The following is a 12,246-nucleotide window of genomic DNA, read 5'->3' as shown; positions in this document are numbered from 1 at the left end:
GACCCGGGCCAGGCGGGGCACGTGGACGGTGCCGCGGCGGATCGCGAACTGGGGTTCGCCGGTGGCGAGGGCCGCGGGGAGCGCCTGGACGGAGGCAGGGTCGCCGTCGAGATCGACGAGGACGAACCGGACGGGGTGCTCCGACTGCGCGGTGCGGACCAGGCCCCACACGGGTGCGTGGGCCAGGTCGGCCACGTCCCAGTCGCTCTGGGTGGCGACGGCGCCCCGGGTGACGAGCACCAGGCGGGAGGCGGCGAGCCGGTCGTCGGCGAGCCAGTCCTTGACCAGGGCGAGTGCCTGGTGCGCGGCGGTGTGCACGCTGCCGGCGAGGGCGGCGGCTTCAGGGGACGCGTCGCGGGCGAGGTGGGCGAGGACGTACGCGGGCGCGGGGGCGCCGGCCGTCTCGAGGGCGGCGGTGAGGGCGTCGAGGCCGCTGTGCGCGGTGGTGTCGACGCCGGGGACGTCCAGCGCGTCCGGCCCGACGCTGGCCCACGGCGCGGTGACGGCGGGGGCGTCGGCGGGCAGGGGCAGGGTGGCCCAGTCGATGCGGTACAAGGACTCGTGGTGGGCGGGGTGGGCGCTGCCGATGCGGTCGGCGGAGACGGGCCGCACCATGAGGCTGCCGACGGTGGCGACGGGGGCGCCGGTGGTGTCGGCGAGGTGCAGGGAGAGGGTGTCCTCGCCGCTGCTGGTGAGGTGGACGCGCAGTGCGGAGGCGCCGGCGGCGTGCAGGGACACCTGCCGCCAGGAGAAGGGCAGCCGGCCGGGGCGGTCGCCGTCGGGGGCGGGCTGGACGAAGGTGCCGTGCAGGGCGGCGTCGAGCAGTGCCGGGTGGAGGCCGAAGCGGGCGGCCTCGCTCTGCCGGTCGTCGGGCAGGGCGACTTCGGCGTAGACGTCGTCGCCGGACAGCCATGCAGCGCGCAGGCCCTGGAAGAGCGGGCCGTAGGCGAATCCGCCTTGGCCGATGTGCTCGTACAGGCCGTCCACGCCGACGGCCTCGGCGCCCGGCGGCGGCCATTCGCCGAGGTCGAATGCGGGGGCGGGTGCTCCGTCGGCGAGCACGCCGGTGGCGTGCCGGGTCCACGGCTCGTCCGCGGGGGCGTCGTGGTCGGTGGACCACACGTCCAGGGCGCGGCGGCCGGTCGCGTCGGGGGCGCCGACGGCGATCTGGATGCGGACGACGGCGCCGGGCGCGAGGACGAGGGGGGCTTCGAGGGTGAGCTCTTCCAGCAGGTCGCAGCCGGCCTGGTCGCCCGCCCGGACGGCGAGTTCGACGAAGGCGGTGCCGGGCAGGAGGACGGAGCCCATGACGGCGTGGTCGGCGAGCCAGGGGTGGGTGTCGAGGGAGAGCCGGCCGGTGAGCAGGAACCCTTCGCCGTCGGCGAGGGCGACGGCGGCGCCGAGCAGCGGGTGGTGGGCGGCGCCCAGACCGGCGGACTCGACGTCGCCGACGAATCCGGCGGGGGTCTCCAGCCAGAACCGTTCCCGCTGGAAGGCGTAGGTGGGCAGGTCGGTGCGGCGGGCGCCGGTGCCGATGCCGGTGAAGTAGGCGGCCCAGTCGACGGAGACACCGCGGGTGTGGGCGGCGGCCAGGGCGGTGGTCAGGGCCTCGGCCTCGCCGCGGTCGCGGCGCAGGGCCGGCAGGAAGACGGGGGCGTCGGCGGGGTCGGCGGTCTCGGGGAGGCAGTCGCGGCCGAGGCCGGACAGCACGCCCTGCGGGCCGAGTTCGAGGTAGGTGGTGACGTGTTCGGCGTCCAGGGTGCGGATGCCGTCGAGGAAGCGGACGGCCTCGCGGACGTGCGCGACCCAGTGGCCGGCGGTGCGCAGTTCGTCGCCGGCGAGCCGCCCGGTGAGGTTCGTGACGACGGGGATGGTCGCCCGGTGGTAGGTGAGGGACTCGGCGACCTCGCGGAAGTCGTCGAGCATGCCGTCCATGAGCGGGGAGTGGAAGGCGTGGCTGACGGTCAGGCGCCGGGTGCGGCGGCCGCGGCGCTCGAACTCGGCGGCGATCTCCAGGGCGAGGGTTTCCTCGCCGGAGATGACGACGGCGTCGGCGGCGTTGACGGCGGCGATGCCGATCCGGTCCTCGTGGGCGGCGAGCAGCGGCAGCACCTCGTCCTCGGCGGCGGCCAGGGCGATCATGGCGCCGCTCTCGGGGAGGGCCTGCATGAGCCGGCCGCGGGCGGCGACGAGCCGGGCCGCGTCGGGGAGGGTGAGGACACCGGCGACGTGGGCCGCGGTGATCTCGCCGATGGAGTGGCCGGCGACGTAGTCGGGGCGGATGCCCCAGGACTCGACGAGCCGGTAGAGGGCGGTCTCCAGGGCGAACAGGGCGGGCTGGGTGTAGGCGGTGCGGTCGAGGTCGTCGCCGTCGGACGCGAACAGCACGTCCTTCAGCGGGCGTTCGAGGTACGGGGCGAACTCCTCGCACACCGCGTCCAGCGCGGCAGCGAACACGGCGTAGGTGTCGTGCAGTTCGCGGCCCATGCCGGGGCGCTGGCTGCCCTGGCCGGTGAACAGGATCGCGGTCCTGCCGTCGGCGACGGTGTGCCGGACAACGTGAGGGCCGTCCTGGCCCCCGGCGAGCGCGGCGAGGCCGGCCAGCAGCCCGTCGCGGTCGTGGGCGACGACGGCGGCCCTGCGGTCCAGGGCGGCGCGGGTGGTGGCCAGCGACAGCGCCACGTCGGCGGGGGCCTCGTCGGGCCGGTCGGCGAGGTGGGCAGCGAGCCGGCCGGCCTGGGCGCGCAGCGCGGCGGGGGTCCGGCCGGACAGCACGAAGGGCAGCGGGACGGTCGCGGGGACGGCCGTGTCGTCGCCGGCCGCCGGGACGGGACGGGTGGTGTCGTCCGGCGTGTCGGCGGGGGGCTCCTCGATGATGACGTGCGCGTTGGTGCCGCTCACGCCGAAGGAGGAGATGCCCGCACGGCGGGGGCGGTCCGTGGCCGGCCAGGGCTCGGCCTCCGTCAGCAGGGAGACGGCGCCGGCGGACCAGTCGATGTGCGGGGACGGCTCACCGATGTGCAGGGACTGCGGCAGGACGCCGTGCCGCATCGCGAGGACCATCTTGATGATGCCGGCCGCGCCGGCGGCGGCCTGGGTGTGGCCGATGTTGGACTTGATGGAGCCCAGGCGCAGCGGCTGGTCCGCGGCGCGGCCCTGGCCGTAGGTGGCGAGCAGGGCCTGCGCCTCGATCGGGTCGCCCAGCGTGGTGCCGGTGCCGTGCGCCTCGACGGCGTCGACGTCGGCGGTCGTCAGACCGGCGCCGGCCAGTGCGGCGCGGATGACGCGCTGCTGCGAGGGCCCGTTGGGCGCGGTGAGGCCGTTGCTGGCGCCGTCCTGGTTGACGGCGGTGCCGCGGACGACGGCGAGGACGCGGTGGCCGTTGCGGCGGGCGTCGGAGAGCCGTTCGACGAGGACCATGCCGGCGCCCTCGGCCCAGCCGGTGCCGTCTGCGTCGGCGGAGAAGGACTTGCAGCGGCCGTTGGTGGACAGGCCGCGCTGGCGGCTGAAGTCGATGAAGGTGTCGGGGGTCGACATGACCGTGACACCGCCGGCCAGCGCCATGTCGCACTCGCCGCTGCGCAGCGCCTGGACGGCCAGGTGCAGGGCGACCAGCGAGGACGAGCAGGCGGTGTCGACGGTGACGGCCGGGCCCTCCAGGCCGAGGGTGTAGGAGACGCGGCCGGAGGCGACGCTGCCCGCGGTGCCGGTGCCGAGGTAGCCCTCCAGGCCTTCGGGCAGGGCGGCCAGCCGGGTCAGGTAGTCGTGGTACATGACGCCGGCGTAGACGCCGGTGCGGCTGCCGCGCATCGACGTGGGGTCGATGCCGGCGCGCTCGAAGGCCTCCCAGGACGTCTCCAGCAGCAGCCGCTGGTGCGGGTCCATGGCGAGGGCTTCGCGCGGGTTGATGCCGAAGAAGTCCGGGTCGAAGTCGGCGGCGTCGTGGAGGAAGCCGCCCTCGCGGGTGTAGCTGGTGCCCGCCCGTCCGGGGTCGGCGTCGTAGAGCGCGGCGAGGTTCCAGCCGCGGTCGGTGGGGAACGGGGTGATGGCGTCGACCGAGCCGGCGACGAGCTGCCACAGCTCGTCGGGGGTGGTGACACCGCCCGGATAGCGGCAGCTCATGCCGACGATGGCGATCGGCTCGTCGTCGGTCGCGGTGGCGGTGGTGACGGCCGCGACCGGGGCGGAGTCGGCGCCGTAGCCGAGGAGTTCGGTGCGCAGGAACGCGACGAGCGCGTTCGGGGTGGGGTAGTCGAAGACGAGCGTGGCGGGCAGGCGCACGCCGGTCGCCGAGCCGAGGCGGTTGCGCAGTTCGACGGCGGTCAGCGAGTCGAAGCCGAGTTCCTTGAAGGCGCGTGCCGGGTCGACGGCCTCCGGGCCGGGGAAGCCGAGGACGGCGGCGACCTGGACGCGGACGGTGTCCAGCAGGAGGCGGTCGCGTTCGGCGGGGGTCAGCGGCAGGAGCCGGCCGGCGAGCCCGCCGGCCGGGGCGGCCTCGGCGGTGTCGGTGGCACGGCGGGCCGCGGGGCGGACCAGGCCGCGCAGCAGGGCGGGCACCATGCTCGCGTCGGCCTGGCGCAGGGATGCCAGGTCCAGGTGCATGGGGACGGCGGTGGGCCCGCCGACGGCGCGGGCGGTGTCGAGCAGCGCCAGACCCTGCTCGGAGGAGAGCGCGGCCACGCCGGCGCGGGAGATCCGCTCCACGTCGGTGTCGGCGAGGTCGGCGGTCATGCCGCTGCGTTCGGCCCACAGGCCCCAGGCGAGCGCGGTGGCGGGCAGCCCCTCGGCGTGGCGGCGGTGGGCGAGCGCGTCGAGGAAGGCGTTGGCGGCGGCGTAGTTGGCCTGGCCGGGGCCGCCGAGGGTGCCCGCGGCGGCGGAGAACAGGACGAACGCGGCGAGGTCGCTGTCGCGGGTCAGCTCGTGCAGGTGCACGGCGGCGTCGACCTTGGCGGGCAGGACGCGGTCGACGCGCTCGGGGGTGAGCGCTTCGAGGGTGCCGTCGTCGAGGACGCCCGCGGTGTGCACGACGGCGGTCAGGGGCCGGTCGGCGGGTACGGTCGCCAGCAGCGCGGCCAGCGCGTCGCGGTCGGCGGCGTCGCAGGCGGCCAGCGTCACCTCGGCGCCCAGGGCGCGCAGGTCGGCGAGGAGTTCGGCGGCGCCGGCGCCGGCTTCGCCGCGGCGGCTGGTCAGCAGCAGGTGGCGTATGCCGTGCCGGGCCACGAGGTGGCGGGCGACAAGGCCGCCGAGGGTGCCGGTGGCGCCGGTGACGAGGGCGGTGCCGTCCGGGTCGAGGGCGGGCGCCTGCTGCTCCGGCGTGGCGGCGGCCCGCGTCAAGCGGGGCACGAGGACCTTGCCGTCGCGGACGGCGAGCTGGGGTTCGGCGGTGGCGAGCGCGAGCGCGCCGGGCAGGGCCCGCAGGGACTCCTCGCGGCCGTCCAGGTCGGCCAGGACGAAGCGGTCGGGGTGCTCGGACTGGGCGGAGCGCAGCATGCCCCACAGCGGGGCGTGGACGAGGTCGGCGACGTCGGCGCCGGCGGTGGTGGCGACGGCACCGCGGGTGACGAACACCAGGCGGGAGGCGGCGAAGCGGTCGTCGGCGAGCCAGGCCTGGGCGAGCGCGAGGGCGTCGTGCAGGGCGGTGCGGACGGCGCCCGGCAGTTCGGCGTCGAGCACGGTCGGTTCGGCGTCGCCGAAGGGCACGACGACGGCCTGCGGGACGGGCCCGCCGGACGCCAGGGCGGCGCCGAGCGCGTCGAGGTCGGCGTGGACGGCGGCGGTGGGCAGCGCGGTCGTGAACGCGCCGCCCGCCGCGCCCAGCACGGTCCACTGGCCGGCGGCGACGGTGGTGGCTGCGGGGGCGGGCAGACCCGTCCACTCGACGCGGAACAGCGACTCGTGGAAGGCCATGCGCGCGGCGTGCACCTGCTCGGGCGAGACCGGCCGCAGCAGCAGCCCGTCCACGAAGGCGACGGGGGCGCCGGTCTCGTCGGCGAGGGCGACCGAGACGGTGTCGTTGCCCGCGGGCGCGAGCCGTACCCGCAGGGCGCGGGCGCCGACGGCGTGCAGGGCGACACCGCTCCAGGAGAACGGGAGCCTGCCGTGCTCGGTGTCCTCCAGGAGCGAGCCGATGCCGACGGCGTGCAGGGCGGCGTCGAGGAGCGCGGGGTGCACACCGAACAGGCCGGCCTCGGCGTGCGCCTGCTGCGGCAGGCGGACCTCGGCGAACACCTCGTCGCCGCGCTGCCACGCGGCGGTCAGCCCCTGGAAGACGGGACCGTAGGCGAAGCCGGACTCCGTCAGGTAGTCGTACAGGCCGTCGACGACGACCTCGTCGGCGCCCGCGGGCGGCCAGCTGGCGAGGTCGGCGGCGGGCGCGGTGACGCCCGGCGCGGCGGGGGCGAGGACACCGGTGGCGTGGCGGATCCAGGCGCCCTCGCCCCAGGTGTCGTCGGCGGCGTCCTCGGGACGCGAGTGCAGGGTCAGCGCGCGGCGTCCCTCGCTGTCCGGCGCGCCGACGGCGAGCTGGATCTGCACTCCGCCGTGCGGGGGCAGCGCCAGCGGCGCCTCCAGGGTGAGTTCGTCCAGCAGGGGGCAGCCGGTGTGGTCGCCGGCCTGCAGGGCGAGTTCCACCATGGCGGTGCCGGGCAGCAGCACGGTGTCCAGCACCGTGTGGTCGGCGAGCCAGGGGTGCGTGGCGAGCGAGAGGCGGCCGGTGAACAGGTGGCCGTCGCCGCCGGCCAGGGCGATGGCCGCGCCCAGCAGCGGGTGGTCGGCGGAGCCGATGCCGACGGCGGTGACGTCGCCCGCCCAGGCCGTGGGCTGCTCGGGCCAGAACAGCTCGCGCTGGAAGGCGTACGTGGGAAGGTCCACGCGGGTGGCCCCGCGCCCGGCGAACACGGCCCGCCAGTCGACGGCGACACCGTGGACGTGGGCCTGTGCGACGGCGCCGGCGAGGGCGGCCGGTTCGGCGCGGTCGGCGCGCAGCACGGGGATGAAGGCGGCGTCCTGGTCGTCGACGCACTCCTGGGCGAGGGCGGTCAGCACTCCCCCGGGGCCGACCTCGACGAAGGCGGTGACGCCCTGCGCGGCCAGCCGGCGCACGCCGTCGTGGAAACGGACGGCCTCGCGGACGTGGCGGACCCAGTAGTCGGCGGAGCCGATCTCGTCGGCGGTGACGGAGGCGCCGGTGAGGTTGGAGATGATCGGGATGACGGGCGGCCGGTAGCCGACGGTCCCGGCGACCTCGCGGAACGCCTCCAGCATGCCGTCCATCAGCGGGGAGTGGAAGGCGTGGCTGACCGTCAGGCGCTTGGTCCTGCGGCCCTGGGCGCGCAGTTCGGCGGCGACCGCCTCGGCGGCGTCCTCCTCGCCGGAGACGACGACGGAGCGCGGGCCGTTGACGGCGGCGATGCCGACCCGGCCGGTGAGCAGCGGCGCCACTTCCTCCTCTGTGGCCTCGACGGCGATCATGGCGCCGCCGGTGGGCAGTGCCTGCATCAGCCGGCCGCGGGCCGCGACCAGGCGGGCCGCGTCGGGCAGGTCGAGGACGCCGGACACGTGGGCGGCGGCCAGTTCGCCGATGGAGTGGCCGATGAGGAAGTCGGGGGTGACGCCCCACTGTTCGAGCTGGCGGAACAGGGCGACCTCGACGGCGAACAGCGCGGTCTGCGCGTAGGCGGTCTGGTCCAGCAGGGCGGCGCGCGGGGTGTCCTGCGGCGCGAACAGCACGTCGTACAGGGGGATGTCGAGGTGCGGGTCGAGTGCGTCGCGGACCTCGTCCAGGGCGCGGGCGAAGCCCGGGTGGGTCGCGTACAGTTCGCGGCCCATGCCGGGGCGCTGGCTGCCCTGGCCGGTGAAGAGGAACGCGGTCTTGCCCTCGCCCGCCGTGCCGAGGACGGCTTCCGCGGGCTGCTCGGCGCCGGCGGGGTCGGCGAGCCGGTCGAGGCCGGCGAGCAGGGCGCCGCGGTCGGCGGCGAACAGCACGGCCCGGCGGTCCAGGGCCGCGCGGCTCGTGGCGAGCGAGAAGCCGAGGTCGGTCAGGCCCGCGGCGTCGGTGGCCGGCTCGGGGTGGGTGCGCAGGTGGGTGGCGAGCCGCTCCGCCTGGGCGCGCAGGGCGGTCTCGCCGTGGCCGGACAGCAGCAGCGGCACCGGGCCCTCGGCGCCCTGCACGGCGTCGGCCGCGGGGGCGGCGTCCTCGGCCGCGGGCTCCTGCGGCTCGTCGGCTCGCGGGGCCTCCTCGATGACGGTGTGGGCGTTGGTGCCGCTGACGCCGAACGAGGAGATGCCGGCGCGGCGCAGCTGCCCGGTCTCGGGCCACGGCACCGACTCGGTGAGCAGCGCGACGTCGCCGGAGGTCCAGTCGACATTGGTGGAGGGCTCGTCGATGTGCAGCGACTTGGGCAGGACGCCGTGCCGGATCGCCTGCACCATCTTGATGATGCCCGCGACACCGGCGGCGGCCTGCGTGTGACCAATGTTGGACTTGACCGAGCCCAGCCACAGCGGACGCCCGTCGGGACGGTTCTGGCCGTAGGTGGCGAGGATCGCCTGGGCCTCGATGGGGTCTCCGAGGGTGGTGCCGGTGCCGTGCGCCTCGACGACGTCGACCTGCGCGGGGCTGAGCCCGGCGTTGGTCAGCGCCTGGCGGATGACGCGCTGCTGGGACGGGCCGTTGGGGGCCGTGAGGCCGTTGCTGGCGCCGTCCTGGTTGATGGCGGAGCCGCGGACGACCGCGAGCACCGGGTGGCCGTTGCGGCGGGCGTCCGACAGTCGCTCGACGAGCAGCATGCCGACGCCCTCGCCCCAGCCCGTGCCGTCGGCGCCGTCGGCGAAGGGCTTGCAGCGGCCGTCGGGGGCGAGCCCGCGCTGCCGGCTGAACTGGATGAAGGCGCGCGGACTCGACATGACGGTGACGCCGCCCGCGAGGGCGATCGTGCACTCGTCGTTTCGCAGCGCCTGGACGGCCAGGTGCAGGGCGACGAGCGAGGCGGAGCAGGCGGTGTCGACGGTGACCGCGGGGCCCTCGAGACCGAAGGTGTAGGACAGGCGGCCGGAGATGACGCTGGCGGCGTTGCCGGTCATCAGGTATCCCTCGACGCCCTTGGGGACGTCGTGCAGCATCTCGGGATAGTCCTGGCCGTTGGTGCCGACGAACACACCGGCCTTGCTGCCGCGCAGGGTATCCGGGTCGACCCCGGCCCGCTCGAAGGTCTCCCAGGCCGTCTCCAGCAGCAGCCGCTGCTGGGGGTCCATGCCGAGGGTCTCGCGAGGGCTGATCCCGAAGAACGCGGCGTCGAACTCCCCGACGCCGTCGAGGAATCCGCCCTCGCGGGTGTAGCTGGTGCCTTCCTGGCCGGGGTCGGCGTCGTACAGCGAGTCCATGTCCCAGCCGCGGTCGGACGGGAAGTGGGTGATGGCGTCGCGGCCCTGGGCGACCAGGTCCCACAGGCCCTCCGGCGTCGTGATGCCGCCGGGGAACCTGCAGCTCATGCCGACGATCGCGATCGGCTCCGGCTCCGCCGACTCGACCTCGCGGAGCCGCTGCCGGGTCTGGTGCAGATCGGCCGTCACCCGCTTCAGATAGCCGAGGATCTTGTCCTGATCTGCCATTGGAACCTCACCCATGCTTCTCGTCACACCTTCGCGCCGCTGTGCTGCTGCCTGCTGTCCGCCTGCTTAAATTCCGAGCTCCTTGTCGATGAAGGCGAAGAGCTCGTCGGGCGTGGCCTCTTGGAGCTTTTCGGTGACGGCCTCGCCACGGGAATCGGTGTGCGGTTCACCCCACTTCGCCAGGAGGGCCTGCAGACGCAGCGCGATGCCGGTACGGGTCGGGGTGTCCGCGTTGTCCGGGTCGAGCACGGACAGGGCGGACTCCAGCTTCTCGAGTTCCGCGATGCCGGGGGCGGCGCCGGTGCCGCCGTCCGGGACGATCTCGCCGAGCAGGCAGTCGGCCAGGGCGGCCGGGGTCGGGTGGTCGAAGACGAGGGTGGCCGGGAGCCGCAGTCCGGTCGCGGCGTTCAGCCGGTTGCGCAGTTCCAGCGCGATGAGGGAGTCGAAGCCGAGTTCCTTGAACGCGCGCTGCGCGCCGACCTCGTCCGTGTTCTGGTGGCCGAGGGCCGCCGCCGCGTGGGTACGGACCAGCTCCGCGACGGCCAGGCCCTGTTCGGCCCGGGGCATGACCTCCAGGCGGCGGCGCAGCGCCTCCGCCGGAGAGAGGCCGGCACCGGCCGGATCACCGTCCGCCCGCCCGGACCGGGACGCCTCCGCCAGCCGCCGCACCGCGGGCAGGTCGGCCAGGAACGGGCTCGGCCGCACGGCGGTGTGGCCGGGGGCGAACCGCTCCCACTGGATGTCGGCGACGGCGACGGTCACGTCGCCCAGGTCGAGGGCCTGCTGGAGCGCGTGGATCGCGGAGCGGGGCGCCATCGCGGGCACGCCGCCGCGGTCGAGGCGCTCGCCGATCGCGCCGCCCGCCGCCAGTCCGCTGTCGCCCCACCGGCCCCATGCCACGGACGTCGCGGCAAGCCCCTCGGCGTGCCGCTGCTCCGCGAGGGCGTCCAGATAGGCGTTGGCCGCCGCGTAGTTGCCCTGCCCGCCGTCGCCGAGCGCGCCGGCGACCCCGGAGAAGAGCACGAACGCGGACAGGTCCAGGTCCCGGGTGAGTTCGTGCAGGGCGAGCGCCGCCTCCGCCTTGGGGGCGAGGACGGTCGCGAACCGCTCGGGCGTAAGCGCGTCGATGACACCGTCGTCGAGCACACCGGCGGTGTGGACGACGGCGGTCAGGGGCCGGTTCGCGGGGACGGTGCCGAGGAGCAGGGCGAGGGCGTCCCGGTCGGTGACGTCGCAGGCCGCCACGGTCACCTCGGCACCCAGCGCGGTCAGTTCGTCGCGCAGCTCGGCGGCCCCCGGTGCCTCGATGCCCCGGCGGCTCGTCAGCACCAGGTGCTCGGCGCCGTTGCCCGCGAGCCAGCGCGCGACGTGCCCGCCGAGCGCGCCCGTGCCGCCGGTGACCAGCACCGTGCCGTGGGGGTTCCATGCCTTTCCTGCGGGCGCGCCGGCGCCGGGCGCGTGGGCCAGCCGGCGCACGAAGACGCCGGAGGCCCGGACCGCGACCTGGTCCTCCGCGCCGTCCCCTGCCAGCAGGCCGGCGAGGCGGGTGAGCGCACGGTCGTCCGCCGTGTCCGTGCCGGGCAGGTCGACGAGACCTCCCCAGCGGTCGGGGTGCTCCAGGGCGGCCGTCCGGCCGAAGCCCCAGACCAGTGCCTGGGCGGGATCGGTCACCGCCTCGGAGCGGCCGGTGGCGACCGCGCCCCGGGTGACGCACCACAGAGGCGCGGCTACCTCGGCGTCACCGAGTGCCTGGACCAGGGCGGCGGTTGCGAGCACTCCTGGGTGCTCGCGCAGCAGCGCGTCGGTTCCGCCGAGGGCGAGGAGGGAGAGGACGCCGCCGGGCGCGGTGTCGTCGAGTGCGGCCTGAAGCGCCGCCGCCAACCGTTTGCGGTCGGCCGTGCCGTGCTCGACGCGCACGGTGCGCACCTGCGCCCCGCGGTCGGTGAGCGTGCGCTCGACGGCGGCGGCCCACTGCTCGTCCGGGCCGGTGAGCGTGTCGGGGACGGCCAGCAGCCACGTCCCGGTGAGGCGGGCGACGGCCGGCTCGGGCACCGGCTTCCACGTCACGCGGTAGCGCCAGCCGTCGACGGTCGACTGCTCGCGGCTCTGCCGACGCCACGAGGACAGCGCCGGAAGGAGCGCGGTCAGCGGCTGGTCGGCGTCGACGGAGAGCTCAGAGGTGATCGTCTCGAGGTCCTCGCGTTCGACGGCCTCCCAGAAGCGGGCGTCGATCCCGTTCTCCACGGGCGCCTCGGGGGCGGGCGCCGGGGCGATCTCGGGCCAGAACCGCTGCGACTGGAAGGCGTAGGTGGGCAGGTCCACGCGCTGCGCACCGGTCCCGGCGAAGACCGCCTGCCAGTCCACCGACGCACCGTGGACGTAGGCCTCACCCAGCGACAGCCAGAACCGCTCCAACCCGCCCTCGTCACGACGCAGCGAACCCAGGACGGCGGCCTCCCGGCCCGCATCCTCAACCGTCTCCTCAAGGCCGACCGCCAGGACAGGATGCGGGCTGGACTCGATGAAGACCCCGAAACCCTGCTCCAGGAGTGTGCGGACCGCCTGCTCCAACTCCACCGTCTGGCGCAGATTCCGGAACCAGTAACCGCCGTCCAGCTCCGGACCCGACACCCACTC

General features: G+C 75.6%; 2 protein-coding genes. Both read right to left on the bottom strand.

What is annotated here, in order from left to right:
- Window positions 1–9,624 (bottom strand): type I polyketide synthase (locus ACP4J0_RS37790; RefSeq protein WP_426603861.1); only part of this gene is annotated, 9,624 nt, incomplete at its 3' end.
- A gap of 51 nt (window positions 9,625–9,675) precedes the next feature.
- Window positions 9,676–12,246, bottom strand: a 2,571-nt coding sequence (locus tag ACP4J0_RS37785) for an SDR family NAD(P)-dependent oxidoreductase (RefSeq protein ID WP_426603859.1), incomplete at its 5' end; no start/stop codon positions are given.

The sequence above is a fragment of the Streptomyces sp. WG7 genome, from assembly GCF_049975785.1.
GTDB lineage: Bacteria > Actinomycetota > Actinomycetes > Streptomycetales > Streptomycetaceae > Streptomyces.
Note: the sequence above shows the minus strand (reverse complement) of the source record. Positions and strands in the feature narration are given on the sequence as shown.